The 25,974-nt window shown below is 44.5% G+C and carries 27 protein-coding genes and 1 other annotated feature; of the genes, 3 read left to right on the forward strand and 24 right to left on the reverse strand.

Annotated elements, in window-relative coordinates:
• Window positions 1–86: 86 nt before the first annotated feature.
• From ACFOGI_RS07320 to zapA, 5 genes are all read right to left on the reverse strand, one after another.
• Window positions 87–497: a DUF350 domain-containing protein gene (locus tag ACFOGI_RS07320; protein ID WP_390270713.1), complete on the reverse strand. Its 411-nt coding sequence runs from the start codon at window positions 495–497 to the stop codon at window positions 87–89.
• A gap of 29 nt (window positions 498–526) precedes the next feature.
• Window positions 527–2,869 (reverse strand): endonuclease MutS2, encoded by a 2,343-nt coding sequence (locus tag ACFOGI_RS07325; protein WP_390270716.1) that lies wholly within the window; start codon window positions 2,867–2,869, stop codon window positions 527–529.
• Between the two features lie 31 nt (window positions 2,870–2,900).
• Window positions 2,901–4,619 (reverse strand): DNA polymerase/3'-5' exonuclease PolX, encoded by a 1,719-nt coding sequence (gene polX, locus ACFOGI_RS07330; protein ID WP_390270719.1) that lies wholly within the window; start codon window positions 4,617–4,619, stop codon window positions 2,901–2,903.
• A gap of 96 nt (window positions 4,620–4,715) precedes the next feature.
• Window positions 4,716–5,282: a CvpA family protein gene (locus tag ACFOGI_RS07335; RefSeq protein ID WP_390270722.1), complete on the reverse strand. Its 567-nt coding sequence runs from the start codon at window positions 5,280–5,282 to the stop codon at window positions 4,716–4,718.
• A 5-nt stretch (window positions 5,283–5,287) separates the two neighbouring features.
• The gene (zapA, locus tag ACFOGI_RS07340) at window positions 5,288–5,566 is read right to left on the reverse strand and encodes a cell division protein ZapA (protein ID WP_390270725.1); all 279 of its coding nucleotides are present in this window, start codon (window positions 5,564–5,566) and stop codon (window positions 5,288–5,290) included.
• Window positions 5,567–5,694: 128 nt separating this feature from the next.
• Here zapA and rnhC point away from each other — a divergent pair, with 128 nt between their 5' ends.
• A complete protein-coding gene (rnhC, locus tag ACFOGI_RS07345) occupies window positions 5,695–6,630 on the forward strand; it encodes a ribonuclease HIII (RefSeq protein ID WP_390270728.1) in 936 nt (311 codons plus the stop codon).
• A 227-nt stretch (window positions 6,631–6,857) separates the two neighbouring features.
• On the opposite strand, the gene pheT is transcribed toward rnhC, so the two are convergent.
• The 3 genes from pheT to ACFOGI_RS07360 form a co-directional block, all read right to left on the reverse strand.
• A complete protein-coding gene (pheT, locus tag ACFOGI_RS07350; RefSeq protein ID WP_390270731.1) occupies window positions 6,858–9,287 on the reverse strand; it encodes a phenylalanine--tRNA ligase subunit beta in 2,430 nt (809 codons plus the stop codon).
• A 13-nt stretch (window positions 9,288–9,300) separates the two neighbouring features.
• Complete coding sequence (gene pheS, locus ACFOGI_RS07355; protein WP_390270734.1) at window positions 9,301–10,335, reverse strand: phenylalanine--tRNA ligase subunit alpha; 1,035 nt, start codon at window positions 10,333–10,335, stop codon at window positions 9,301–9,303.
• A 332-nt stretch (window positions 10,336–10,667) separates the two neighbouring features.
• On the reverse strand, window positions 10,668–11,441 hold the full coding sequence (locus ACFOGI_RS07360) for a TrmH family RNA methyltransferase (protein ID WP_390270737.1): 774 nt from the start codon (window positions 11,439–11,441) through the stop codon (window positions 10,668–10,670).
• 110 nt (window positions 11,442–11,551) lie between these two features.
• Between ACFOGI_RS07360 and sspI the strand changes: the two genes are divergently transcribed.
• Window positions 11,552–11,776, forward strand: coding sequence for a small acid-soluble spore protein SspI (gene sspI, locus ACFOGI_RS07365; protein ID WP_390270740.1), 225 nt, complete (start codon window positions 11,552–11,554; stop codon window positions 11,774–11,776).
• A gap of 88 nt (window positions 11,777–11,864) precedes the next feature.
• On the opposite strand, the gene ACFOGI_RS07370 is transcribed toward sspI, so the two are convergent.
• On the reverse strand, window positions 11,865–12,950 hold the full coding sequence (locus ACFOGI_RS07370; RefSeq protein WP_390270743.1) for a M42 family metallopeptidase: 1,086 nt from the start codon (window positions 12,948–12,950) through the stop codon (window positions 11,865–11,867).
• Between the two features lie 60 nt (window positions 12,951–13,010).
• Window positions 13,011–13,496 (reverse strand): dUTP diphosphatase, encoded by a 486-nt coding sequence (locus ACFOGI_RS07375; RefSeq protein WP_390270746.1) that lies wholly within the window; start codon window positions 13,494–13,496, stop codon window positions 13,011–13,013.
• Window positions 13,497–13,721: 225 nt separating this feature from the next.
• On the opposite strand from ACFOGI_RS07375, the gene ACFOGI_RS07380 reads away from it, so the two are divergent.
• The gene (locus ACFOGI_RS07380; RefSeq protein ID WP_390270748.1) at window positions 13,722–14,114 is read left to right on the forward strand and encodes a sigma-w pathway protein ysdB; all 393 of its coding nucleotides are present in this window, start codon (window positions 13,722–13,724) and stop codon (window positions 14,112–14,114) included.
• 47 nt (window positions 14,115–14,161) lie between these two features.
• Here the strand turns inward: ACFOGI_RS07380 and ACFOGI_RS07385 are convergent, their stop codons facing one another.
• From ACFOGI_RS07385 to mutM, 14 genes are all read right to left on the reverse strand, one after another.
• Window positions 14,162–14,734, reverse strand: a complete 573-nt coding sequence (locus ACFOGI_RS07385; RefSeq protein ID WP_390270751.1) for a TVP38/TMEM64 family protein — start codon at window positions 14,732–14,734, stop codon at window positions 14,162–14,164.
• A gap of 66 nt (window positions 14,735–14,800) precedes the next feature.
• The gene (locus tag ACFOGI_RS07390) at window positions 14,801–15,073 is read right to left on the reverse strand and encodes a DUF1294 domain-containing protein (RefSeq protein WP_390270754.1); all 273 of its coding nucleotides are present in this window, start codon (window positions 15,071–15,073) and stop codon (window positions 14,801–14,803) included.
• Window positions 15,074–15,158: 85 nt separating this feature from the next.
• Window positions 15,159–15,515: a 50S ribosomal protein L20 gene (gene rplT / locus ACFOGI_RS07395; protein WP_390270757.1), complete on the reverse strand. Its 357-nt coding sequence runs from the start codon at window positions 15,513–15,515 to the stop codon at window positions 15,159–15,161.
• A 56-nt stretch (window positions 15,516–15,571) separates the two neighbouring features.
• On the reverse strand, window positions 15,572–15,769 hold the full coding sequence (rpmI, locus tag ACFOGI_RS07400; protein WP_163970186.1) for a 50S ribosomal protein L35: 198 nt from the start codon (window positions 15,767–15,769) through the stop codon (window positions 15,572–15,574).
• A 38-nt stretch (window positions 15,770–15,807) separates the two neighbouring features.
• Entirely contained in the window at window positions 15,808–16,314 is a 507-nt protein-coding gene (gene infC / locus ACFOGI_RS07405) for a translation initiation factor IF-3 (protein ID WP_390270761.1), read from the reverse strand.
• Window positions 16,315–16,386: 72 nt separating this feature from the next.
• Window positions 16,387–16,510, reverse strand: a sequence feature (ribosomal protein L20 leader region).
• Between the two features lie 163 nt (window positions 16,511–16,673).
• A complete protein-coding gene (gene thrS, locus ACFOGI_RS07410) occupies window positions 16,674–18,617 on the reverse strand; it encodes a threonine--tRNA ligase (RefSeq protein WP_390270764.1) in 1,944 nt (647 codons plus the stop codon).
• A 338-nt stretch (window positions 18,618–18,955) separates the two neighbouring features.
• Window positions 18,956–19,810, reverse strand: a complete 855-nt coding sequence (ytxC, locus tag ACFOGI_RS07415; protein ID WP_390270767.1) for a putative sporulation protein YtxC — start codon at window positions 19,808–19,810, stop codon at window positions 18,956–18,958.
• Window positions 19,811–19,951: 141 nt separating this feature from the next.
• On the reverse strand, window positions 19,952–20,884 hold the full coding sequence (gene dnaI, locus ACFOGI_RS07420) for a primosomal protein DnaI (protein ID WP_390270770.1): 933 nt from the start codon (window positions 20,882–20,884) through the stop codon (window positions 19,952–19,954).
• A gap of 23 nt (window positions 20,885–20,907) precedes the next feature.
• Entirely contained in the window at window positions 20,908–22,236 is a 1,329-nt protein-coding gene (locus tag ACFOGI_RS07425; RefSeq protein ID WP_390270773.1) for a replication initiation and membrane attachment family protein, read from the reverse strand.
• Between the two features lie 23 nt (window positions 22,237–22,259).
• Window positions 22,260–22,739, reverse strand: a complete 480-nt coding sequence (nrdR, locus tag ACFOGI_RS07430) for a transcriptional regulator NrdR (protein ID WP_390271049.1) — start codon at window positions 22,737–22,739, stop codon at window positions 22,260–22,262.
• A 21-nt stretch (window positions 22,740–22,760) separates the two neighbouring features.
• Window positions 22,761–23,159, reverse strand: a complete 399-nt coding sequence (locus tag ACFOGI_RS07435; RefSeq protein ID WP_390270776.1) for a cytosolic protein — start codon at window positions 23,157–23,159, stop codon at window positions 22,761–22,763.
• A gap of 145 nt (window positions 23,160–23,304) precedes the next feature.
• Window positions 23,305–24,336, reverse strand: coding sequence for a glyceraldehyde-3-phosphate dehydrogenase (locus ACFOGI_RS07440; RefSeq protein ID WP_390270779.1), 1,032 nt, complete (start codon window positions 24,334–24,336; stop codon window positions 23,305–23,307).
• A 198-nt stretch (window positions 24,337–24,534) separates the two neighbouring features.
• Window positions 24,535–25,134 carry a dephospho-CoA kinase gene (gene coaE, locus ACFOGI_RS07445; protein WP_390270782.1) on the reverse strand — a complete coding sequence of 200 codons (600 nt, stop codon included), beginning with the start codon at window positions 25,132–25,134 and terminating at the stop codon, window positions 24,535–24,537.
• Between the two features lie 10 nt (window positions 25,135–25,144).
• Complete coding sequence (mutM, locus tag ACFOGI_RS07450; protein ID WP_390270785.1) at window positions 25,145–25,972, reverse strand: DNA-formamidopyrimidine glycosylase; 828 nt, start codon at window positions 25,970–25,972, stop codon at window positions 25,145–25,147.
• Window positions 25,973–25,974 lie beyond the last annotated feature (2 nt).

Raw genomic sequence — 25,974 nt, forward strand, 5'->3', positions numbered from 1 at the left:
TATAATACATAAAACACACCAACCAGTATAAATAATATAGCTACACCAATACATACTTTTGCTAAAGTTTCCACACGTTTCTCCCCTTATGTGATACTCGCACCTACGACAAAAGAAAGACCGAGGGAGATTACCAGGGAAATCAACCCAACCGCCTTATTCCCACGACCAATTTCTTCATCCACCTTTATCGTTGGGGTCAGGAATTCGAATATCAAGTACCCCATTAGCAGAAGTACAAACCCGAATATCCCCCAGCCGACCGTCTGCAGCAAGCTGTCGTTTTGCTCGATCGAATAACGGAATATATTGGCTATACCGATAATCTTTCCGCCGGTCGCCAAAGCGACAGCCATATTTCCACGTTTTATTTCCGTCCAATTACGGTAGGTAGTAACCAGTTCAAAAACAGCAAGGAAAACCAATGTACATAAAATGACAATACTGTATCTCGCTGCAGCGATGACCATGATATTTTCCCAAAAGACACCGTTCATGAACTCACTTCCTTCCATATTGGTTCTGATTACTTAAACTCGAGGATCGTCACCCCACTGCCTCCCTCACCGGCTCCTCCAGGACGGGAAGAGGAAATACTCGTATGCCTTTTGGCGAATTCCTGGACACCTTTCCTCAAGGCACCCGTTCCCTTACCGTGAATAATGGAGGCATTGGAGTACCCTGCCAGCAAGGCATCATCTACATACTTTTCCAACTGTCTTAAGGCATCTTCATAACGTTCGCCCCGTAAATCCAGTTCAGGCTTCACATGATGACTAGATCCCCGGACCATCGCCATTGGTTTCTCTGTGTTCTGTTTCTGTTTCCGCACTAGCTGGAGGTCGTCCCGGTCCACTTTGACCTTCATGATGCCGACCTGGACCATATACTCCCTTTCGTTTACCTTCTCCAGCACGCTGCCATTCTGGTTCACGGTCAACAGTTTAATTTCATCGCCTGGTTTCAGTTCTTTATCCGATGTTTTTTTGTCTTTTGGCTTATTTCCCTGCTTTTTCGATAGTTCCGGCCTAGCCTCTTCCAGCATTTTCCTTGCTTCAATCCACTCATGCTCTTTCATTTTCGTATTTTTCTGCATCGACTTGATTTCATCGACAATCAATTGAGCTTCCTCTTTGGCCTTTTCCAGTGCCTTTTCGGCTTTTTCTTCCGCCTTTTTATAGAGCGATTCTCTTTGTTGATCGAATTGCTTCCACTTTTGCTCCAGTTCTTCCCTCAATTTCTCGCTTTCTTCCAAGAGAAGTTGAGCCTCTTCCTGATCCTTTTCTGCTTCAAGTTGAGCTTTTTCAAGGGAAGCAATCATATTTTCCACGCTCGTAGATTCCACACCTATATGGTTTTGTGCCTGCTCAATGACGGAGGCATCCAATCCGAGGCGTTTGGATATATCAAATGCATTGCTTCGTCCCGGAACACCGATCAACAGCCTGTACGTAGGCTGCAGTGTTTCGACATTGAATTCGACAGAAGCATTGATGACCTGTTCGCGATTATATCCATAGGCCTTCAATTCCGGATAGTGGGTAGTTGCTATGACTCGCGCTCCCCGTGAGATGACCTCGTCCAAAATGGACATGGCCAGAGCGGCACCTTCTTGTGGGTCTGTACCTGCACCAAGCTCATCAAAAAGCACCAAAGACCGATCATCTACTTCGTTCAAAATCTCGACGATATTCGTCATATGGGAGGAGAAGGTACTTAAACTCTGTTCGATCGATTGCTCATCGCCAATGTCAGCATATACTTGGTCAAATACCGCCATTTCACATCCATCCAGAGCAGGTATCTGAAGTCCTGATTGCGCCATTAATGTACAGAGGCCCACCATCTTCAATGTTACTGTTTTTCCGCCCGTGTTAGGACCCGTAATGACGATGGATGTATACGAATCTCCGATTTCCACATCATTCGCCACTACCTCCTCTTTCGGTATAAGGGGATGACGTGCTTGCTCCATCCGTATTACACCATTGTCATTCATCAATGGTTTTGCAGCTCTCATATCCTGTGCAAGTTTACCCCTGGCAAAAATGAAATCGATCTTTGCAAGCACCTTCACATTTTCTTGAAGGAAGCTTTCCTGGCCGGCAATCTGTTCAGAAAGTTCTCGAAGGATCCGTTCAATTTCACGGCTTTCCTGCACACGCGACTCCTGAAGCTGATTATTCAATTCCACCACGGCTCTCGGTTCCATGAATAAGGTTTGTCCAGAGGAAGATTGGTCGTGCACGATGCCCCCTATAGATGCACGGTATTCTTGTTTGACAGGAAGTACATAGCGGTCATTCCGGATGGTGATAATAGCATCTGACAACATATTGCTGTTCTGTTTCGTATAGCTGTCAAGCTTGTCACGCACCCTGCTCTCGGAAGTACGTATAGATGAACGAATGCTGCGTAGTTTCTGTGAAGCGCTATCCATTACATACCCATGGTCGTCCAGGCAGCTCTTGATCTGCCTTTCCAGCTCCCTAAGCGAAGTGATGCGTTGGGCAAGATCCACCAGTATCGGGTAATGCTCCTCCAGACCGTCAATAAACTCCTTTGCTTGCCTTCCTCCATAGATCGTGTTGGCCACATTCAGACATTCCTCCGGTGTCAGAACCCCACCGATGACACTCCTTTTCAGACTTTCCCTAATATCATAGATTCCACCTAGGGGGACGGATTGGTTGGATTGCAGAATCTGGACTGCTTCGTCCGTCTCTTCCTGTAATGCTGTGACCTCTTCCATCTGAGCCGCCGGTTTGAGTTTATTTGCAAGATCTTTTCCGAGGGATGTGGCCGCTTGTTGATTCAATCGATCTGTTATTTTTTTGTATTCCAGTATCCGCAGAATTCTTTCATTCATACATGCATGCTCCTTCGACAAATCCTTCCCATTATTTATTTCTTGTGAAAAATTCCTTCAGCTGATCAGGGGACCATGTATTCAGGACAGTCTCTTTCCGTACCCAGCCTTTTCTTGCGGCACCAACACCGTATTTCATATGATCAAGCATCTGGTAATCATGTGCATCTGTATTGATGGCAAGTTTGACCCCTATTTCCTGCGCTTTACGTGCCCATTCAGGTGCCAAGTCCAGCCGGTTCGGATTAGCATTGATTTCCAGAGCCGTTTCGGTTTCCTTCGCTCTCTTCAAGAGTCCATCCATATGGACGGCATACCCTTTTCTACGTCCGATCAGCCTGCCTGTCGGATGTGCAATCAATGACACATAAGGATTATCCATTGCATTAAAAAGCCGTTTCATTATTTTTTCCTCAGACTGGCTGAAGCTTGAATGGATGGCACCGATGACGAAGTCCAACTCCCTGAGGAAATCATCCGTGAAATCAAGGCTTCCATCTGGCAATATATCCATCTCGACCCCGGCAAATATCTCAATATCCGTATAGTTTTCATTCAGCTTCGATATTTCTTCGCGCTGTTTTCGAAGCCTGTCTTCGTCCAGTCCGTTAGCCACCCGGAGATATTTTGAATGATCGGTCACCGACAGGAAGCTATACCCTTTTTTCCTCGCTTGATTGACCATTTCTTCCAAGGATTGGGCTCCGTCACTCCAAGTCGTGTGCATATGCAGGTCGCCCCGGATATCTGAAAGCTCGAGCAGGGGCACGTCTTTTGTGAACGCCTCGACCTCTCCAGTATTTTCCCTTACTTCCGGTGGTATATAAGTCAACCCGAAATGCTGGAAAAATTCTTCTTCTGTGGAGAAGGTGAACAATTCTCCTGTTTCTTCTCTTTCGATGCCATATTCATTTATTTTTTCCCCTCGAGCTTTCGCCAACTGTCTCATCGCCACATTATGGTCTTTCGAACCAGTGAAATGATGGAGGGTTGTGGCAAACTCCTCTTTAGCCACCAGCCGGAAATCAACATTGATATCATAGACATCATCCATTGCTACAGAGATTTTCGTATCTCCCTTGGCAATCACCTCTTTGACGTGGTCCATCTTCAATAATTGATCCCGCACTTCAGCCGGTTGGCTGGTTGCAATAATATAGTCGATATCCTTGACTGTTTCCCTCATCCTTCTGAGACTTCCTGCCCGGGAAAAATCTTCCACTTCTTTTATCATACTAAGGTAGCTTTCAATTCTTTCGGCAAGCGGCAACATGATGGCAGCAGGCAGGCGTTCCGGACGTTTGCCAGCCTCTTCGATGGCAGCTAGGATCTTCTGTGCTGACTTTTTCCCGAACCCGGGTAAATTTTCCACCCGACCATCCTCCGAGGCTTCCTTTAACGAATTGGCGTCGGTCACGCCAAGTTCCTGATAGAGCTTGGCCAGTTTCTTGCCGCCAAGTCCAGGCAAATCCAACAGAGGTATCAGCCCGGACGGTACTTCTTCCTGCAGGGCAGCAAGTGTTTCCGACCTTCCTGTATTTACAAATTCATCAATGACTGCTGCCGTCCCCTTTCCAATTCCTTTGATCTTCGTAAAATCCTCTATGTCGGATAAGGACCGATCATCCTGCTCCAAAGCTTGTGCAGCCTTTCTGTACGCAGAAATTTTAAAGGGGTTTTCCCCTTTCAGTTCTAGGTGAACTCCAATTTGCTCTAGCAGTTTTATTATATCTTTTTTGTTCACTGACATCGTCAATCACCTGCTTTTCCATTAAATAAAGAGAGACTGGCTCGGCTGAATCTTGCTATTTTATCAAGTTATGCTGAGCATACCGATCGCTAGCCATCAGCCCAGTGTCAAGTCTTCTACTATACCGGCAACATGTGCCAACCAAAGTTCTGTTATCTTTCCGGAAAAATAGGGGGTGTGCTCAAGGATAAACAAAGCAACCGATGACCCATTCACCCATGATTGAATTCCCGCAAGGGGCGTTAAAGCTAAAATATAGAGAATGATGAACAGAAGCAGATAGACCTCCACAAATCCAAGAAGAGAGCCAAGAATCTTGTTCACCGACCTCAATAGCGGGATGGATGCGACAAAATCCAGCATGGATGCGATAATCTGCAGAATCATTTTCACTGCAAAAAAGATGACCGCAAATGACACGGCGTTATAAAATCCGACTTCCAAAGGAAGCCCTTGGAGAAACTCTGCCCATGCATGGTCTTCACCAAGATCCGGATATGGCACCCATAGTGCCAGCCTGTCTCCAAGTACATCGTAATACATAACTGCAACAATAAAAGCGATGATGAAACCTGTCAGATGAAATAATTGGAGGATGAACCCCCGCTTCATCCCCATTAAAAAACCAAAAATAAGTAATAATATCAATATGAAATCAACCATAATATTTATTTCCTCTTTCTTTGATGATCCCCCTGGTCTTTCATGGAACCCAGAAGTTTCGCATAGTCTTCTTTAAGTTTCAAATAATCGTTCATCGTATTGACAGCAGTGAGAACAGCGAGTTTGGTTGTATCCAGATGCTGGTTTGACTGATAGATTTCACCCATCTTTTGATCAACCAGACTGGCAACCAGACGGACATGGCTTGCCGGCTCTTCCCCTACGATTGTATACTTTTTATTATGTATTTCTACCGTAATTCGTTCTTTTTCATTCCGGGCCACGATGTTACCCTCCTGCCTGTGAAAAATTATTCACTTTATCTTAACATGAAGTGATAGAATTAGGAAATAAAACTGAATTCACGGTATCTCATGCAAATAGGGATAAAATTATGGACGGAGGACAGCCAATGCCACAGAATGTACAAAAGGTATCAATGGATACCATAAAAGAGATGAAAAGCCACTATATAGGCAGCTTGCAGTCTACACCTCAGGGAGCAATGTTTCGAGCCAAAACCCCACATGCAGTAATTACAGCCTATAAATCAGGCAAAGTCCTGTATCAAGGAAAATCTCCTGAGACAGAAATGAAGAAATGGGATAGCAGATCAACTTCCAAGCCAGTATCTTCCTCGAAAAAAAATCAGACATCCCCATCCTTCTACCACCCGCCAGCCAATTTGTTTTTAAGCCATCATATCGGGACGGATGAGGCTGGCACAGGAGATTACTTCGGACCTATAACCGTCGCTGCCCTTTATGTGGAAGGCCATCAAATAGAGGAGTTGAAACAGATGGGGGTAAGGGATTCAAAAGATCTTTCTGATCCTGTCATCCGCAGATTATCAAAAAAAGTGGTGGCTATGAATTTGCCATACTCCCTGCTGGTGCTCCATAATCCCAAATACAACAGACTGCAGAAGAAAGGGTGGTCGCAGGGGAAGATGAAAGCAATGCTGCATCAGCATGCGATTAATAATCTTCGGAAAAAAATTGGGGAGAAACCATTAAATGGCATATTGATTGACCAATTCTGCGAACCAACGATCTACAAGAAACATATAGCATCTGAAGGGGAAAAACTCCTCAAAGACACCTACTTTATGACAAAAGCGGAAAGTTATTCCATTGCAGTAGCTGCTGCTTCTATTATCGCCCGAACCAGCTTCCTGAATGAAATGGATAAACTCTCGCATAAACTAGGAATTACCCTTCCTAAAGGAGCATCCAAAAAAGTGGATCAATCCATTGCTGAACTTATACGCAAACATGGAACCGAAATGTTGGATTCTTGTGGGAAAACCCATTTCGCCAACACGAAAAAAGCAGACCAATATTTATAAGAATTCACGCCTGGAATTATGATGCACGATCAAAGAGCATGGAGTTGTAGGTACGTGAGGATCTTCCCTTCCTGATGCAATTATGGTTCTGGCAGAATTTAGACATAATATGAAAAGACATCCTCTAAGTCATGCTGCACTCTAACTTAGGGGATGTCTTTCATTAACAGGGATATATGATTTTGTTTGTTTTATCGAGCTTCCATCTGGAAGGCTATTCTACTTATTTAAGATCGAACAAATGCACCATACTGTTGATTCACAGTGGCAACGATCGATTGATAAGATTCTTCCACTTCCTCATCTTTCAGCGTCTTCTCCGGATCCTGGTAAAGGAGGCTGTAAGCAATGGATTTTTTCCCCTCCGGAACATTCTCTCCTTGATAGACATCAAAGATCTCAACCCGTTTGACCAGGGGCGCCCCTGCTTGCTCTATCGTTTTCCTTACATCCCCTGCGAAAACATTTTCATCTAAGATGAACGCAATATCTCGGGAAACAGAAGGGTATTTAGGAACCGGCTGATAGGAAGGTTTGTTTCCACGGGAATTGAAAACCTCTTCCATATTGATATCAAATACGTATGTCTCTTTCAAGTCCATTTCTTTTGCCAGTGCAGGATGAACTTGTCCAAGAAATCCAACGACCTTGCCAGCAGCTTTGACTATTGCTGTTCTTCCCGGATGCATTTCCGGAAGCTTGGCCTGTTGGAATTCCACCGGTACTTGCAGATGTTCGAACAAACCTTCCAAAATACCTTTAGCAACGAAGAAGTCTACTTCTTTTTTCTCCTGCTGCCAGGGATGGTTCACCCAATTCCCGGTCAATGCTCCTGCTAACCGGGTCTGCTCATTCGGCTGACTCGTCAGTTGCTCTTCATCTGTGAGGAAGACACTTCCGTGTTCATAATAGGCAAGATCATTCTGATTTCTAGCCAAGTTATAAGCTACAGTTCCCAACAACTCAGGAAGTAAGCTGAGGCGAAGGTATTTATGGTCTTCACTCATGGGCATGGACAATTGTACAGGAACTGGACGCTGTTCCGTGATATCCGGACTTATAAGCCTCTTGACATTAGCGGTACTGGTAAGTGAGTAGGTGATGGTTTCTGATAGTCCAGCACCTTCTAGATATTGCTTCATTTTACGCCGCAGTTGTTGCCTGTTTGTCAGAGAACCAGCACTTGACTCTCCAGCTGGCAGTGTGAATGGCAGATTGTCATATCCGTAAATACGCGCTATTTCCTCCAGCATGTCCTCAAAGATGGTAATATCCTGACGGCGAGTTGGTATGTGTACGTTGAATGTGTTTCCGTCTAGATCAAATTCAAACCGGAGTTTACTAAGAATACGGCTGATTTCTTCTGCCGAAATTGCAGTACCTAGCCGTTTGTTGATTTCCTCCGTCTCCATGGAAACTTTTTTCTCTGAGCGGTCCAATTGATCCACTTCGACAGGGTTTGCCAGTACCGTTCCACCAGCATATTGCTGTAGGAGCTGACAAGCTCTTCTTCCTGCCTCTCTTACACGATTGGGATCAATACCTTTTTCAAATCGGGTGCTTGATTCGCTTCGAAGGCCTGTTTCTTTCACCGTCGCACGCACCGAGAATGGATCAAAATATGCAGCTTCAAGCAGTACAGTGGTGGTTTGATCTGTTACTTCGGTACTTGCGCCACCCATCACTCCTGCCAATGCAATCGGTTGTGTACCGTCAGTGATCACTAGGTTATTTTCAGACAATGTTCTTTCCTCACCATCCAACGTAACAAGCTTCTCTCCTGCTGCTGCGCGACGGATTTTTACTTTTCCAGTTGCAAGTTTTTCATAATCAAACGCATGAAGCGGCTGACCGTACTCGAGTAAAACATAGTTTGTTATATCCACCACGTTATTGATCGGGCGGATACCAGCAGCCATCAAGTAATTGCTCATCCATAATGGAGAAGGAGCAACCTTGATATCCTTAACCAGGAATGCCCCATAGTACGGGTTCAATCCTTTGTCCTCTATTTCGACAGAAACGTAGTCTCCTGCATCTTCCTGCAATTCTTCTATTTGTATGTCAGGGAGATTGATTTCCTTATCAAGGATGGCAGCCACCTCATAGGCAACCCCTAGCATGCTCAGTGCATCTGACCGATTTGGAGTCAGATCGAATTCCAGGACTGCATCATTCAAATTAAGCAAATCTTCCACACTTTCTCCTACAGTCACTTCCTGAGGGAAGACAAAGATACCGTCGGCCGCATCCTTTGGTACATACTTTTCATCAATCCCCAGTTCGCCAAGTGAACAGATCATCCCATTGGATTCTACCCCGCGCAGCTTCACTTTTTTTATCTTGAAGTTTCCCGGTAATACGGCTCCTGGCTTTGCCACTGCGACTTTCTGTCCCTGTGCGATATTTGGTGCCCCACAGATGATCTGAAGCTTTTCCGGCTCCCCTATATCTACCTGACAAAGATTCAGCTTGTCTGCATTCGGATGCTGTTCACAGGAATCCACATAGCCGACAACAACATCGGTACTTTTTTCTGCTATGTACTCAATCCCATCCACTTCAATTCCAGATTTGGTTATCTTTTCTGCTAGTTCTTCTGTACTGATATTTTCCAGATCTATATATCTTTTCAGCCAATTGATCGATACTAACAATGACCTTACCTCCTTACGCTTTATGGTACTGTTTCAGAAAACGTTTATCATTCAAATAAAACTGTCGAATATCGTTAATGCCATATTTCAGCATGGCAATACGCTCCGGTCCCATTCCGAAGGCGAATCCACTAAATTCTTTCGGGTCGTAGCCAGCCATTTCCAGGACATTCGGGTGAACCATACCTCCCCCGAGGATTTCAATCCAACCGGAATGCTTACATACCGAGCAGCCTTCTCCATGACAGACCTTGCAAGAAATGTCCATTTCCACCGAAGGTTCCGTGAATGGGAAAAAGCTTGGTCTTAACCTGATTTCCCTATCACTACCGAACATTTTCTTGGCGAACTTGTCCAGTACCCCTTTCAAATCGCTCATCCGTACGTCCCTATCTACATATAGGCCCTCGATTTGCGTGAATTGGTGGGAGTGTGTAGCATCGTCGGTGTCACGGCGGTACACTTTTCCTGGGCAAATCATCTTGACAGGACTGCTTTCTTCATTCCCCTTCATGGTCCTTGCCTGTACTGGGGAAGTATGAGTCCTCATCAACAATTCATTCGTAATATAGAAGGTATCCTGCATATCTCTTGCCGGGTGATTCTTAGGTAAGTTCAATGCTTCAAAGTTGAAGTAGTCTGTTTCTACTTCCGGCCCTTCCCTCACTTCAAATCCCATGCCAATGAACAGATCCTCTATTTCCTCCACAATGCTGGTGAGAAGATGTGGGCCGCCATTAGGTACGGGACGCCCTGGGAGTGAAACATCGACCGCTTCTGCTTCCAATTGTTCTTCCAGAGCTATTTTCTCTAATGCCTCGTTTTTTTCGTTCAGTGCAGCAGTAATAGATTCTCTGACCCGGTTGGCGATTTCGCCGACCACCGGCCGTTCCTCCTTCGACAGTTTTCCCATGCCTCTCAGCACACCAGTCAAAGAGCCCTTCTTGCCAAGATAAGCAACTTTGATATCTTGCAATTGGTTCATCTTATCTGCTTGTGCAATTTTTTCCAGGGCTTCTGCTTGAATGGATTCCAATTGTTCCTTCATTATTATAAGCCTCCTTTTATTCTTCCCGACATACAAAAAGCCCCGTCCCAGGAAAGGGACGAGGCTGTTGATTCGCGGTACCACCCTTGTTTGACACAGATATGCTGTGTCCAACTCTTGTTTGATAACGGATGAAACATCCGGGCAACCTTTACTTGCCGATGCAAGGTCCAAGTGCCTGCTCCAGAGTGAAAGGATCCACATTCAATACGATGGAAATGCTCTCAGTCTGGGACATTTCCTCCCTTTATCGCTCGTGAATTGTGATCCGGCTCCTTCAACGCTTTTCTATACTAAAATCATTATAATGAAATTGGCATCTCCATGCAACATTAACTTCTCAGGTGATACATCAGGATGCCGGCTGCAACACTGACGTTCAATGATTCCGCTTGGCCATATATCGGTATATGGACGATCTTGTCAGCCAAGCTCAACAGCCCTTCATTAACCCCTGCTCCTTCATTTCCCAGCATAACAGCGGTTTTTCCAATAGTTCCCACTTCCGTATATTCCACCGCATTTTCTAGAGCAGTTGCAAGTACTTGAAAACCATCCTTCTGAATTCTAGGGATAAATTCTAGAAGTTCCTTTTGGACTACCGGTAAATGGAAAACAGAGCCCTGTGTCGACCGCAGAACTTTATCGTTGAACAAGTCCACCGTGCCTTTGCCTATCACTATGCCATCAACGCCTGCTGCATCAGCCGTACGGATAATGGTCCCGAGATTACCCGGGTCTTGGATTGAATCGATGAGCACAAGGAAATCCCCCTCTATTTTTTCAAATGCCGCCATGTGTACCACTGCAGCAATGCCCTGAGGTGTTTCCGTTTGGGAGATATGTTGAAAAACAGAAGCCGTAACAGATTCAATTGGCATTTCTTTTGCCCATGAAGGCATATCCGCACTTTCCGCAAGAATGATTTCTTTGACTTTCCAACCGCTCTTCCAAGCTTCCTCCACCAGATGATACCCTTCCACTAGAAAAGTTCCCGAAACTGTGCGTCCCTTTCTTTTGTGCAGCTTACGCCATTCTTTTACCTTTTCATTTTTAACCGATGTAATCATAATTTTTTCATTCCTATCCATTAAATCTTCTATCATCATACATATATCCACAATAAAAGGTCAAACTATCTATAGGTCCCTGCACTAGGTTCCGTAAACTGTCTACAACGGGCAACAGGATGATTTATGAAAAGGTGGTGGAACATATGGATTTAAATCTGCGCAAAGCTATTTTGTCCAATATATCGACCAATAATCAGGACCAACTGGAAGCAACCATCAAGGATGCGGTCAACGGAGAAGAAAAGATGCTTCCGGGTCTCGGAGTCTTGTTTGAATTGATTTGGAACCATTCCGATCAACAAGAAAAGCAGGAAATGGTCGATGCCCTGGAAGAGGGAGTCAAACAGGCCTCCAACGGCCAACAATAATCTTTACAAGAGGCGGATGCATCAAGCATCTGTCTTTTTTGTCATGATAAAAAGCTTTCTCCCTGCAAGGGAGAAAGCTTACCATCGACTATGTCAACGTGATCTCTTTCACCGTGTCTGCATCAAGTTTTTTGATGGTTGCTACAATAAGCTTCACGGCATGTTCAAAATCATCACGGTGTAATATGGCAGCATGGGAATGGATGTAGCGGGTAGCGATCGTAATGGACAGAGATGGTACACCATTCGCTGTCAAATGGATGGAACCGGAGTCGGTACCACCACCTGAAATGGACGCATATTGATATGGGATTTCCAATTCATCTGCCGTGTCAGTTACAAGGTCTCGTACACCTTTATGGGACACCATGGAAGCATCATATAGGATGATTTGCGGTCCTTTCCCCAATTTGCTGTCGGCTTCCTTGTCCGAAATTCCAGGCGTGTCGCCGGCAATACCCACATCCACCCCGAAGCCGATATCCGGTTGAATGGTATGTGCTGCTGTCTTGGCACCACGCAGCCCCACCTCTTCTTGAATGGTTCCCACACCGTAAACGACGTTGGGATGGTCGGAACCTTGCAATTGCTTTAGTACTTCTATGGCAATGGCACAGCCAATCCGGTTATCCCACGCCTTAGCCATCAGCATTTTCTCATTTTTCAATGGGGTGAATTCAAAGTATGGTACAACAGAATTTCCCGGTTTGACACCAAACTCCTCGGCCTCTTCCCGACTAGAAGCACCTATATCAATAAACATGTCTTTGATCTGGTAAGGTTTCTTGCGTGCTTCAGCAGAGAGGATGTGTGGAGGCTTGGAACCGATGACCCCGGTAACATCCCCATGCTCTCCCATGATGGTTACACGTTGAGCCAGCATTACTTGGTTCCACCAGCCGCCGACTGTCTGGAAATAGACAAAGCCTTGCTCATCAATACGGGTGACCATGAAACCAATTTCATCCAAGTGGCCTGCTACCATGATTTTCGGGCCATCCTCGTCTCCCGATTTCTTGGCGATCAGGCTGCCGAGATTATCGGTGTAGACATCATCTGCATACTCCTGGATATATCTTTGCATGACTTCCCTGGGCTCTCTTTCATTACCAGGAATACCTTTGGCATCTGTTAAATCTTTCAACATTTGCAGCGTTTCATCCATTTTTGCCATCATTCTTCCTCCTTTTTGGTTGCCCTTTCATTATACATATTTTTATGGAAAGAAAAAATATTAGTAGCCTTCTTCCTGGCGGGTATAATTCACTTCGTTCTTTTTCATATAGGCTTGCTGAATATCCTCTCGCGTAAAGCCAAGCAGTGAGCCCAACTGCAGATAACTCGCAAACAGTTCATCATATGTGGATGGAGAGGGATGTTGTTGAAAGTTCGTACATGTTTGGAAAACTGTGTTGAACTGCCCGGTCTCCGTGGATCTGTGCTTACTCTTGTCTCCGCCACTGTAGCGGTAACCCTTTTCCAATCCAAGTGAGAGAATGAAATGAATGCCATCCACATACTCTTCCAGAATGCGACCCTTTCCACTCCTTCGCTTATTGCTCCAAAATTTGAAACAGCGAGTTTCATTAGCAAGCTCTCCAACTTCCACCAGAAGAGCAAGACACTTCTCCTCAAAAACATTTATCTCTCTAAGATTTCGCTGTTCTTCTATATATTTGTCCAATTCTTCCTGCATGCGATATAATTGTTCCCATTCCATTACAGATTCCTCGTTTCCTTTTAAGACTGTTTTTCTATTATCATCATAAAAAATGTAAGCAGGCCGGTTGATATGTAGTTCCAGTGAGAACAGTATTTGCCGAAGTCAAAAACACCTGATGAATGTACCTTATCACCGATTGTATCATGGGGCAAATTAGTGAAACCAATTGCTGGATCAGCACGTAGAGATAGATAGACACAACGGACAGGGAGACAGATAATTATGATTGTTATTGTATTTCGCTTATTGATGATCATTGCCTTGGTATTGATTGTCTACACAATAGCCCAATATCTACGCAATCCCCAAAGAAAATTGCGCATTGCTCAAGAGGAGAAGGAGTTTTACTTTGCTGATGAACCAGAAAACAGCAAAAGGAATATCCAAATTGCCTACAAAGGATGCTTATTCGATGGGGAGAAATATCTGGGAACCACCGAAGAAGCATTTGAAGTGGTCAACATTCATGTCAGTGTCAGAGATTCAATGGACCTTCAAGGAATGACCAGAGACGATTTATATTTTTTGGAACAGGAGATCCTTTTGCGTTACCCTCATGCCAAGGTTGTATGGAAACATCCGATCAGCGAGTTGCTGTTGACCGATATGAAGTGAGAAAGACTCAGATACCCACCAGTGGGCATCTGAGTCTTCTGTCATAATCATGTACTGACTTGGAAAAATTCCTGCCACTTGATAATGATTTCCTTTCTTCTCAGTAAATAAAGAACAGGAAGCAGGGCAGCCATAAAAGGGATGATATGAAGAGGAGTAAGTTCAGAAATCCATTGTCCGATGGAAGTATAGACAAAAGCCAACGGGATATTGGATAACAAAGATAATTTCGTATAATCTTTAAAACCACCGGAAATCTCTATCAAACACAGGGACAATAAGTGGAAATGAATAAACGGCACCAGTCGCAGCAATGTAATCTGTGGTGTAGTCAATTCTGCATGCCTGCCTATCAATTTCTTTTTCAAATGAAGAAGTTTATGAAAGGTTGCAGGCATCCATCGGAAAATGTAATAGAATATGATACTTGATAGCGTGATACCCACCAACGAATAGACAGTTCCTGCAACTGCCCCGAACATCACCCCGCCGGAGATGCATATAAAAACTACGGGAAGAAAAAATAATGGCCGCAGCAAATGAAAACTGATGAACAGCAAAGGAGCCAACAAACCTCCGTTCTCGATGAAAGCCATTAAGTAATTCCCTAGATTTTCCATGATCCACCTCCTTCCAGCCCATCATGCTGCATCTCCTTGTACATTTATATGACAGGAGACGAGCCATTATGACAAGGAAAAAGAAAGATATGCGAGAGCAATCAACTGAATGCTGATGACGAAGGGAACACCGATCACAAAAGACAGATGTCTCGTTTTATGACGATATGTTTTCATGCCAATATAACACCCCGTTGCCCCTCCTAGTATACTAAGAATCCAGATGGTCCTCTCAGAGATGCGGTACTCCCCATGAATCGCCTTCCGTTTATCCACCCCCATTACGATGAATGTGATGGTATTGATGACAGCCAGATACACTACAACAGAATAATCCATGTTTTCGATCCTCCCTTCCCTTTACAAATCTTATCTATACAAAAACGGGGCCAAATCCCCAAAGGATCTGGCCCCGTCTCTGTACTTATTTCAACGCTGCTTTTGCTTTATCTGCCAGTTGGCCGAAAGCTTGCTCATCGTTAATGGCAAGGTCAGAAAGCATTTTACGGTTGATGTCGATACCTGCGACTTTCAAACCGTGCATCAATCTGCTGTAAGAAATATCATGGTTGCGTGCAGCTGCATTGATACGTGTAATCCACAATTTACGGAAATCGCGTTTTTTCTGTCTGCGGTCACGGTATGCATACTGACCGGACTTCATTACCTGCTGTTTTGCTGTTTTAAATAGCGTTCTTTTCGAACCGTAATAACCTTTAGCTAATTTTAATACGCGTTTACGACGTCTGCGCGTAACTGTTCCACCTTTTACACGTGGCATATTAATTCCCTCCTAGAACATATAAAAATCTGTTTTTTCTTTAAAACGGCAGTTCCTTATTTATAAGGAAGCAAAGTTTTGATGCGCTTGAAATCTCCGGAAGAAACAATTGCACTTTTACGCAATTTGCGTTTCTGCTTTTGGGATTTATGGGCGAACATATGGCTGGTATACGCATGGGAGCGTTTCAGTTTACCAGAACCAGTTTTTTTGAATCGTTTTTGAGAACCTTTATGGGTTTTCATTTTAGGCATGTTAATTTTCCTCCCTATCTTGTTTCCTGTATCAGAATCTACTTTTTCTCATTGATTGGTGCGACCATCATGAACATATTACGGCCTTCCATTTTAGGCTTGGTTTCGATCGTACCTACATCTTTAACCTCTTCGGCAAAACGGTTCAGTACATCTCTGCCAAGATCCTTATGCGTGATAGCACGTCCGCGGAAGCGCACTGCAGCCTTTACTTTATCGCCTTTTTCCAGGAACTTCTTGGCGTTCTTCAATTTTGTTTCAAAGTCATGATCGCCAATTCCAGGAGTGAAACGGACTTCTTTCACATTGATGACTTTCTGCTTTTTGCGTGCTTCTTTTTCTTTCTTCTGCTGCTCGAAACGGTATTTTCCGTAATCCATGATCCGGCATACCGGCGGTTTTGCATTAGGAGCTACAAGCACGAGATCCAAATTTCTTTTCTGGGCTATATCCAAAGCCTCATTACGTGATTTGACTCCAAGCTGATCGCCATTTGAATCGATGAGTCGCACTTCTCTTGCACGGATTTTCTCGTTTACATTCATCTCTTTGCTAATAGCCAGCCACCTCCAAATAGTTTAAAAGTATTTCTGATCTATCATCGACAAGCAAATTTTCAACAATAAAAAATGCGGGCACAACTGCACCCACACGTCTCCACATTCATTAAAAAGAGTTTGGAACCAGTCAACTGCCATTCGGCGCTGATCAGGTGAGAAGCGGGTGCTCCTACTTGTCTTCAGATCATTAAGTTTTTATCAACCAATAAAGCATAACATCATAACAGGCCTTTGTCAACGGCCAATCGATGAAAACTGCTTTATGGATTTGTTCGTATTATATCACAATCGAAAACAGTTGAAAAGGCAAGCATACGGTGCATCCATATGCTTGTCACTTTTCTTTACTTGTTCAAGCTCTTCTGGCTTACTTCTGCCTGAATCAGTTCTACAAAATTGTCGAAGCTCAGTGTTTCTGAATTTTTCTCCCCATATCGTCTTACATTTACAGAATTGGTCTCTATCTCATTATCACCGAGCACCAGAGCAAAAGGCACTTTCTGTGTCTGAGCTTCACGGATTTTATAGCCGATTTTTTCATCACGTTCATCTACTTCCACGCGAACTCCTTCACGCCTTAACTTGTCCTCTACTTCTTTGGCATAGTCCAAGTGGGCTTTCGGAGCGACAGGGATGACTTTAACTTGGACTGGGGAGAGCCATGTAGGGAAGGCACCTTTGTACTCCTCGATCAGGAACGCGACAAAACGCTCCATCGTCGAAACGACCCCTCGATGAATGACTACTGGGCGATGTTCTTTCCCATCCTCCCCGATATACGTCAAATCAAAACGTTCTGGTAGGTGGAAGTCAAGCTGGACAGTAGACAATGTTTCATCCTTGCCTAGAGCAGTCTTGACTTGGACATCGAGCTTCGGACCATAAAAGGCTGCTTCTCCCTCTGCCTCGACATAGTCCAGTTTCATATCTTCCATTGTTTCCTTCAGCATGGCCTGTGCTTTATCCCACATTTCATCGTTATCCACATATTTTTCCTTATCTTCAGGATCCCTGTAGGATAAACGGAAGTAATAGTCATTAATACCAAAGTCTTCGTATACTTTTTGCACCAATTCGACGACACGGATGAATTCATCCTTCAATTGATCTGGACGGGCAAATATATGAGCATCATTCAAGGTCATGGCTCTGACCCGCTGCAACCCTGCCAAGGCGCCGGACATCTCATGACGATGCATGGTTCCTAGTTCAGCAATCCTTACCGGCAGGTTGCGGTAGCTGTACAGCTGATTTTTATAGACCATCATATGATGCGGGCAGTTCATCGGCCGCAAGACGAGGTCCTCATTATCCATTTCCATCGGCGGGAACATATCATCCTGATAATGGTCCCAATGGCCGCTTGTTTTGTACAGATCTACGCTTCCTAAAACAGGAGTATAAACATGATCATAACCCAGGCGTTCTTCCAGGTCGACGATATAACGTTCGATATTGCGGCGGATGGTAGCGCCTTTCGGCAGCCAAAGTGGCAGCCCCTGTCCCACCTTTTGGTTTACCGTAAAGATATCCAATTCTTTCCCCAGTTTCCTGTGGTCCCTTTCCTTCCGCTCTTCCAGAATCCGGAGATGTTCTTCCAATTGGTTTTGCTTGGCAAAGGCAGTACCATAGACTCTTTGCAGCTGTTTGTTATTACTGTCTCCACGCCAGTACGCCCCTGAGATGGAGAGAAGCTTGAATGCCTTGATTTTGTTCGTAGAAGGAACATGCACCCCTCTGCAGAGATCGTAGAACTCTCCCTGGCGATACAGGGTGACCTGCTCTCCTTCTGGTATGTCATCGATCAATTCAAGTTTCAATGGATCCTCTTTAAACAGATCCTTTGCTTCTTCCCTTGACACTTCTTCCCTTGTGATTTCCAAGCTTTCATCAACAATTCGCTTCATCTCTTTCTCTATGCGCGGCAAATCTTCCGGAGTAACCTTCTCCTCCATGTCCATATCATAATAAAACCCTTCCTCAATCACAGGCCCTACTCCAAAATTGACCTCTCCATATAGGCGCCTGATTGCCTGGGCCATTAAATGTGCGGTCGAATGCCGCATTACTTCTATACCTTCTTGATCCTTATTGGTGATGATCGCTATCTTTCCCCCATGATAAAGTTCACGCCTCAAATCCAACAGCTCGCCATCCAATTTGATCGCCAGTGCTTGCTTCTTCAAGCCGGAAGAAATGTCTCCTGCGATTTCCTCACCTGTTATGCCAGACGGAAATTGTTTCTCCGCTCCATCGGGAAAAATAATGGAAATTTCGTTTTCTGCCATGATTATCGCTCCTTCTACTGTATAAATTCCTAAGACATAAAAAAACGCCCGTCCCTCTGCTTATGCAAAGGGACGAACGTTGGTCACGTCGTGGTTCCACCCTGGTTCCCATCGGCTAACATCTGTACCGACGGCTTCATTTATCTTTAACGCAGATATACGCTGTTATATACTGAACTTCCATAACAGGGCTCCAAGGTGGTAATCATCTGGGCATCTAGCGGAAGCTCTCAGCCATTGACTTCCTTCTCTTTCTATCTGCTACCAATGATCTTGTCCTTTTCTTCACCAGGAATGTATGAATATAGTGTGTATTATAGCGGTCCGAATCAATAAAATCAAGGATTCTTTTTTAAGTACTGTGGAAAGGGAAAATGGGCAGATGGTTCGAACTCGACCTTTTCTTGGAAGACATTGATAACCGTAAGTGTCTTCGGCTCGGCCGGGTCTTCCCCATAAATCTTTATCTTCTTCGGTGACATGGCAATCAGTGGCGCCAAATTCCATTCTTCCACATTCAATCCAACAAGAAACAAAGGTTCCTTCTGCATGATATTTCGGAGTTCCAGTCTGGATAGTTGCCTTCCGTTTTCCTTAAAGAATGTAAAAGTCTTTCCCTGCAGCACATGGACCAGTTCCACCCCTGAATCCTTCCTTGTTATATATTTGCGGAGACTTTCCACAAACTCCTGATGTTCTTCTTCCCTCTTAAACTCATCAATCGCCAGACCGACATATTGGATCAGATGTTCCCGGAAACCATTCAACCGAAATTTGACAATGGAATCAAAATGCACTGCACGAGCATCCTCCATATGTGCTAGGAAAGTAGATAAAAGCAACTGCTTGGGATCCTTACCATTCAGCAGAAACCGGCTCTCGTCGTCCTCCCCTCTGAACAGCCATAGAGCCAAATCCAGAATTCTTTCAATCTCTTCTTCATTAGTATAATAGAAGACTTCTTCTATAATGGACCGGAAGCTCTGGTTCAAGCGGTGTGCAACGAATACTTCAACCATGGAACAGGCAACAGCCTCATTTAATTCCTCGACAGGCAGTTGCCTCTCAAATTGTAAATGATTCCCCCAATCCTTGTGTGTTTTCCAATACAATTCAATCCTTTTGTTGCAACGAAATAAATGTTCACAAAAACGGATCACTTCTTTATCAGTTTCAAAATATACATGAAGCAACTAACATCACCCTCACCCAACACCAAACTGTTACATTATATGGGATGGGTATGAAAAACATGTATATTCCTTGCAAATGCGGCCCATTTAGTTACTCAAACATAAAAAAACGGCAGGGAAGAAATCACCTTCCTTGCCGTTTCAATCATCTCGCCGGTTGTCGCCTTCGATCTTGACTGGAACACTCACTTGTTTGATCCGTTCAATTATCCTTCCAGCTTTTACCGTCTCCACCCCAGAGCGAGTAGCAGCCAATTGGCCTTCCAGCTGTTCCAAGCTATAGTTGGAAGTAAAGAAGACCGGCAGCCTCTCCATCATGCGATACTGCAAAATGGAACCTAGGATTTCATCCCTGAACCAAGCTGACTGCATTTCTGCTCCGATATCATCCAGCATCAGTACATCCGCTTTCTTGAAGAAATCAATTTTCTCATTGGTGGAATCATCTTTAAAGGAGGATTTGATCTCTCTTACAAATTCAGGCATATAAATCATCATCGTCGAGTAATTGTATTCACGCAGCTTATTGGCGACCGCTCCCAGGAAATAAGTTTTTCCCACTCCAAATGGGCCGTGGAAGTAAAGCCCCTTCCGAGGTAGCGTATCATCCGCTTGATCGAGGAAATTCAACAGTTCAAGCACCGCCTGGTTACGCTGGCTATCTGAATGGTCGATGTCCTCAATCCTCGCTTGCAGGATTTCCCTAGGCATATACAGGCTTTGAATCAACTTCTGTTGTTGCTGCTCCTTCTCCTGCAAGAGCCTGCTGTGGCATTTCTCGTAAGAAAGGCGTATCTCTCCATTATCGACCTGCAGAATGGGAGAATAACCTTGTAACATATTTTGACAGTTTTCAAAAGAAGAGCAGGCACTGCATTGCTTTGATTGGGTCTTATATTCATATAGCTTGATCAGGTTTTTCTCGATCTCCCTCTGTGTCAACTGGGGATGATAGGAGAGGAACTCTTTGATTTCAGGGTCTTTCAGCACCTCTTCCCGGATCTTCGTGTAATTTTCTTGGAAGTTTTCGTTTTCCCGCATCCATTTCTTTAATGAGGACTGCACTGGCTTCATGTATATCATCCTTGAAAAACGTTTTATTTTTTGCTGGAAATCTGGCGGAGCAGCGCTTCAATCTTCTGCTGTTCCTGTCCACTATCGTTTTCCTGTTTTCCAGCAGAAGAAGTCTTCTTATGATGCCTGTTTTTGAACCACTCCGGCACCACCTCTTCTTGGGCCGGTTTTCTCTTGTTTCTGCGTCTGTTTACGGATTCCTCGTATTTCACTTTTTCCTTCTTGGCAAATGCCATAGCCTCTTTGGCCGTTTTCAGGTTAGCTCTTGACCAATGGCTCGCTATTTTTTCCAAATAAGCTTTAGAAAGCTTCATATTGGTCTGCAGCAGCACATAATGGATAAGGACATTCATGACCGGAGAGGGAAGTCCTTGGCTTGTCATGATATCCCGGATCACCTTGAGATCCTGTTCGGAGGCATGACTACCACTCGACAGATCTTCCAGAAGCTGCTTCGGTGATATGGTTTCCAACTGATGGACCAGCTGTTCTTCCTTGGACAACGGCTTATCATTCGGCAAAGGCTCCGGACTCTTGGCGGCTTTTGCTTCCAGATGGATGGCTGTACTTTGGTTTTTCGCCTTGAAAAGGTCATGGCAGGCTGTTTTGAACTCCTCGCCGTTCAACCGGTTTTCTTCATCCAATGACCATAGAACCGCCTTATCCACTTCATGTGCAGCCAAGTCATACAGCTGTATCATTTGATTGATCAAACGCCGCGTTTGCCCGGTCAACACCCTCTCTACCGGAATCATCCGCTGTTTAAGCATATCTTCCATCCAGGTGAAATCCGCTCCCCCTCCTGCTTTGGAGGTTGCGGCTGGTTCGGGTGCATGGACATATCCACTTGAGGGGGTAAATGTCTGGAACACTTCATTGAATGAAGCTGTTACATCCTCGCCGGATTCGTCCGCTTTTTCCTCTTTGTAATGCTCTTTCAACAGATGAAATTTATCCTTGCCGATATGATGATAAAGCAGTTGGCTCAACATGGCATCCTTGAAGAAATCCACTGGTGAAAACGGACTATGCAATATATATGTGTAGATGTTATGCGGCTCTGCCTGTTGCTTATAGGTTTTCACCAGACCAATGCCTTCCAGCTTTCTCCGGGCTAGGTATATTTCATCCAGCGGCAGATTCAGGTAATTCATCAGGGTGTGATGTGTCTGAGGATTATCCTTACTCTGGATATCCATGTCATGCAGCAGCGTTTGATAGAGCATGATCGCTTGGATACCGATAAGCGGTTGATATAGGTGGGTCAATGATTTTGCATAATCTGCAGGCAGGTTTTGCTTCAAAACTATATGATACCCTTCGACAGGCAAAATTTTTCCGATATTGTTCAACTGAATAACCCTTTCCTCGCACCTTAGTTGCTGTTATGATTTTTTTCCTTATCTGATTGGATGAGGTCTTTCAATTCATCCAGAAAGACCGTAATATCTTTGAACTGACGGTATACCGATGCAAATCGGACATAGGCCACTTCGTCCACTTCCGAAAGGCGTTCCATCACCATCTCGCCAATCTCCTTGCTGTCCACTTCGGAACCTCCGCTATTACGCAGAGTTTTCTCGATCTCCAGTGCAATTTCCTCTATTTTTTCCAATGGCACTGGCCGCTTTTCGCAGGACCTGATCAAGCCACGCACCAGCTTTTCCCTGCTGAACTCCTGTCTGGCTCCATCCTTTTTCACCACAATGAGTGGCACCGTTTCTATCCGTTCGAACGTGGTGAAACGAAAACCGCACTGCTCGCACTCTCTCCGTCTGCGTATGGATTGACCTTCCTCGATCGGCCGGGAGTCAAGAACCCTGGTATTTTTGTTGTGGCAATTGGAACACCTCATCATTTTCAACCCCATTCATTATTACTGCCGACTACTATCTTCTATGATTATCGGGAGTTTTTTGCGGATCATGTTGTAAAGTTCCTGAATTAACCTGGTACTATATCCAAAATCAAAAGGGATTACGGACTCTGTCGTGACAGAAAAGTCTATGGCTGTCCGATAAGGGCGAACCATGATTACCGAAACAACGATAAATGCTTTCTTTCCTGTGATATGGTGGACACTCATCTCCCCATGTTCCTTAGAAACAGAATGGATTTCGTATTCCCGGGCTTGATGGAACATATCTTCCAGGACAACCATGCCTTGATCTTTTGTCGTTTTGAAATAGTTGGTCTTTAGTGACGGGTCCCAATGAAATTCATTGGTTTCTGCATGGTTATTCAAATATTTATTTACAGTATTTCTGATAGACATACCCCGCACCCCGCCGATTCTCTATTTAAACATATATTAATTAATTTTAACACGTTTTGACAAAATCCTCTAGGCCAAATAAACCAGCTGTTTATCTAACAAAGGAAGCATCCTCCCATGTTATGGGAAGATGCTTCCTTTTGGACTAAGAGATTTTCACCTGAGGCTGATGCAGTTGACTTCCAACATATTTGGCCAGATCTATTACTCTGTTCGAGTAGCCCCACTCATTATCATACCATGCAAGTACCTTTATTTTATTATCCTGCAACACCATCGTGGACAGACCATCAATCACTGCAGAATATTCAGAGGTAGTATAATCAATTGAAACAAGAGGCTCTTCGCTATAACTTATGATGCCGTTAAGTTCACGATCGGCGGACATCTGAAAAGCTTCATTTACCTCCTGTGCCGTTACCTGCTCTTCCACATCCACGACTAGATCAACGAGTGATACATTTGGCGTCGGAACTCTGAGCGCCATGCCATGCAGCTTGCCATGCAGATGAGGAAGCACTTCACCTAGTGCTTTCGCTGCGCCGGTAGAAGTAGGGATGATCGACTGGGTGCATCCTCTTGCTCGTCGTAAATCCTTATGGGGATTATCGATATTTTTCTGATCATTGGTGAAGGCATGGACGGTTGTCATTAAACCGTTTACAATACCAAACCGATCATCGAGCACCTTTACAACCGGCGCTAGACAATTGGTCGTACATGAAGCGTTTGATATGATATTTTCTGTGTCAGGCTGGTAGGTGTTCTCGTTCACACCCATGACAATGGTATTATCCACATCTTTTCCGGGAGCCGTTATGACTACCTTTTTGGCACCTGCCTTCAAATGTAGTCCCGCGGATTCCTTGGTTTTGAATTTACCAGTGGCTTCGATGACCACATCAATATCCATTTCCTTCCACGGGAGTTTCTCAGGATCCCTGCTGCTGACCAGTTCAACAAAATGACCATCTACTTCCAAGCCATGGTCCACAGGGACAATCTCCCCATCAAAGATTCCATGGTTGCTGTCATATTTCAACATATGTGCGAGCGTCTCAGCAGGGTAGCTGGCATTGACTGCCACAACCTCCAGATCGCTCTCCTTTACAGCTTGACGGAAAGCCATTCGGCCTATCCGTCCTAATCCATTAATGGCAATTCTTGTCTTATTCATACCGGACCTCCATCATCAGTCATTTAATTTATAAGTTATACTAATTTGTTGTTTTCTAAAATTAGTATAACATATTTAACCCTCAAATGTGAAAGTAAAAAGGGAAAGTTTTTAAAATAATATGTTACAATGCTGGTCTATTATGTATCATGACAAGCCAAACCACAAAAAACCGGGGCATTTCTGCCCCGGCTCCATTCAGATTACATTCAATTGTCCCAAGAGCTTGTCCAGCTGCTCATAGGTCTGTTGCTTCGTGCCGTTGTTGTCAATAACATGATCGGCACGTTCTGCTTTCTCCTTCACAGGCATTTGAGCAGCCATCCGCTGGGAAGCCTCCGTCTCTGTCAACCCATTACGCTGCATCAGCCTCTGAGTTTGGACATCTTCATCCACGTAAACTACTACAATGATGTCTGCCAAATGGGAAAGCTTACTTTCAAATAAGAGAGGAATATCGAGAACGATACAAGGAACTTCCTCCGCCTCATAGGATTTCTTCTGTTGCAACATCCTCTCCCTCACAGCTGGATGAACAATCTTGTTCAACTGCTCTCTGTTGTGCTCATTCGTGAAAACTAGTTCCCCCAGTTTCTGCCTGTCCAGGCGTTGATCTTCTTGAATCACTGCATCTCCGAATGTTTCTCTGATCTTCACATATGCTTCCTCGCCAGGCTCCACCACTTCTCTAGCTAGCAGATCGGCATCGATGACGGGTATTCCAAACTTCTTAAACATAGTGGAGACCGTGCTTTTTCCAGTAGCAATACTTCCTGTCAAGCCAATCGTAAGTGTCATTGAACTCCCCCTATTCCTTCTGACATGATGGGCAGATATGGGTGCCCCTTCCCCCGACTTTCAGCTTTATAATAGCGTTCCCGCATTTTTTGCATGCCTCGTTCTCCTGTCCGTAAACAAACAATTCCTGCTGGAACATCCCCATATCCCCTTGGGAGTTGACATACGAACGAATTGTCGTTCCCCCTTGCTTGACAGCCTCCTCCAGGGTAGATATGGCCTCCTTTCTGACCTTCTGTACTTCCTTTTTCGTCAGTTTGCTGGCTCTTTTTAATGGATGGACGCCGGCCTTAAATAATGTTTCATCAACATAGATATTACCCAATCCAGCAACAACTGTCTGATCCAACAGTACTGCCTTGATCACCCGCTCTGTCTTTTTCAGTTTTTGATAGAGATACTCTTCAGTAAAAGCCGGATCAAAGGGATCCGGCCCCAATTGATTCAATGGCTTACCATCCAATTCTTGCCCCTTCGGATAAATATGCATGGTACCGAACTTTCGAACATCGTTATAGCGCAGTTCTTCTCCATCCGTAAAAGTGAATAGTACATGGGTATGTTTCTGGACCGGCTCAATCTTCTGATGGACGCTGTACTTCCCTTCCATCCGCAGATGGGAAATCAGCACATAGTCATCGAGTTGAAAAATAAGGAATTTCCCTTGTCTAGACATGTCACGGATCGTCTGTCCTGCTAAAAGGTGTTTAAACTCCTCCACATCATCCGGCTTCTTAATGATGTTGGGCCAAAAGACTTTTACTTCTTCTATCGTTTTATTAAGCACTAGTTGTTTTAATGTCTTTCTTATTGTTTCCACTTCAGGTAATTCGGGCATTG

The sequence above is a fragment of the Virgibacillus xinjiangensis genome, assembly GCF_042643145.1.
Classification (GTDB): Bacteria; Bacillota; Bacilli; order Bacillales; family Amphibacillaceae; genus Virgibacillus_O; species Virgibacillus_O xinjiangensis.

Bases quoted from the DNA above. Each gene is read 5' to 3' on its own strand.
- ACFOGI_RS07370 (WP_390270743.1), bottom strand. From the start codon at position 12,950: ATGGCAAAAATGGATGAAACGCTGCAAATGTTGAAAGATTTAACAGAT.
- ACFOGI_RS07320 (WP_390270713.1), bottom strand. From the start codon at position 497: ATGAACGGTGTCTTTTGGGAAAATATCATGGTCATCGCTGCAGCGAGA.
- rnhC (WP_390270728.1), top strand. From the start codon at position 5,695: ATGCCACAGAATGTACAAAAGGTATCAATGGATACCATAAAAGAGATG.
- pheS (WP_390270734.1), bottom strand. From the start codon at position 10,335: ATGAAGGAACAATTGGAATCCATTCAAGCAGAAGCCCTGGAAAAAATT.
- ACFOGI_RS07335 (WP_390270722.1), bottom strand. From the start codon at position 5,282: ATGGTTGATTTCATATTGATATTATTACTTATTTTTGGTTTTTTAATG.
- ACFOGI_RS07435 (WP_390270776.1), bottom strand. From the start codon at position 23,159: ATGTCTATCAGAAATACTGTAAATAAATATTTGAATAACCATGCAGAA.
- thrS (WP_390270764.1), bottom strand. From the start codon at position 18,617: ATGGCAGAAAACGAAATTTCCATTATTTTTCCCGATGGAGCGGAGAAA.
- ACFOGI_RS07385 (WP_390270751.1), bottom strand. From the start codon at position 14,734: ATGGAAAATCTAGGGAATTACTTAATGGCTTTCATCGAGAACGGAGGT.
- nrdR (WP_390271049.1), bottom strand. From the start codon at position 22,739: ATGAGGTGTTCCAATTGCCACAACAAAAATACCAGGGTTCTTGACTCC.
- sspI (WP_390270740.1), top strand. From the start codon at position 11,552: ATGGATTTAAATCTGCGCAAAGCTATTTTGTCCAATATATCGACCAAT.
- coaE (WP_390270782.1), bottom strand. From the start codon at position 25,134: ATGACACTTACGATTGGCTTGACAGGAAGTATTGCTACTGGAAAAAGC.
- ACFOGI_RS07440 (WP_390270779.1), bottom strand. From the start codon at position 24,336: ATGAATAAGACAAGAATTGCCATTAATGGATTAGGACGGATAGGCCGA.
- polX (WP_390270719.1), bottom strand. From the start codon at position 4,619: ATGTCAGTGAACAAAAAAGATATAATAAAACTGCTAGAGCAAATTGGA.
- rpmI (WP_163970186.1), bottom strand. From the start codon at position 15,769: ATGCCTAAAATGAAAACCCATAAAGGTTCTCAAAAACGATTCAAAAAA.
- dnaI (WP_390270770.1), bottom strand. From the start codon at position 20,884: ATGAAGCCAGTGCAGTCCTCATTAAAGAAATGGATGCGGGAAAACGAA.
- rplT (WP_390270757.1), bottom strand. From the start codon at position 15,515: ATGCCACGTGTAAAAGGTGGAACAGTTACGCGCAGACGTCGTAAACGC.
- ACFOGI_RS07360 (WP_390270737.1), bottom strand. From the start codon at position 11,441: ATGATAGAAGATTTAATGGATAGGAATGAAAAAATTATGATTACATCG.
- ACFOGI_RS07380 (WP_390270748.1), top strand. From the start codon at position 13,722: ATGATTGTTATTGTATTTCGCTTATTGATGATCATTGCCTTGGTATTG.
- ACFOGI_RS07390 (WP_390270754.1), bottom strand. From the start codon at position 15,073: ATGGATTATTCTGTTGTAGTGTATCTGGCTGTCATCAATACCATCACA.
- infC (WP_390270761.1), bottom strand. From the start codon at position 16,314: ATGAATGTAAACGAGAAAATCCGTGCAAGAGAAGTGCGACTCATCGAT.
- ACFOGI_RS07375 (WP_390270746.1), bottom strand. From the start codon at position 13,496: ATGGAATGGGAACAATTATATCGCATGCAGGAAGAATTGGACAAATAT.
- ACFOGI_RS07325 (WP_390270716.1), bottom strand. From the start codon at position 2,869: ATGAATGAAAGAATTCTGCGGATACTGGAATACAAAAAAATAACAGAT.
- mutM (WP_390270785.1), bottom strand. From the start codon at position 25,972: ATGCCCGAATTACCTGAAGTGGAAACAATAAGAAAGACATTAAAACAA.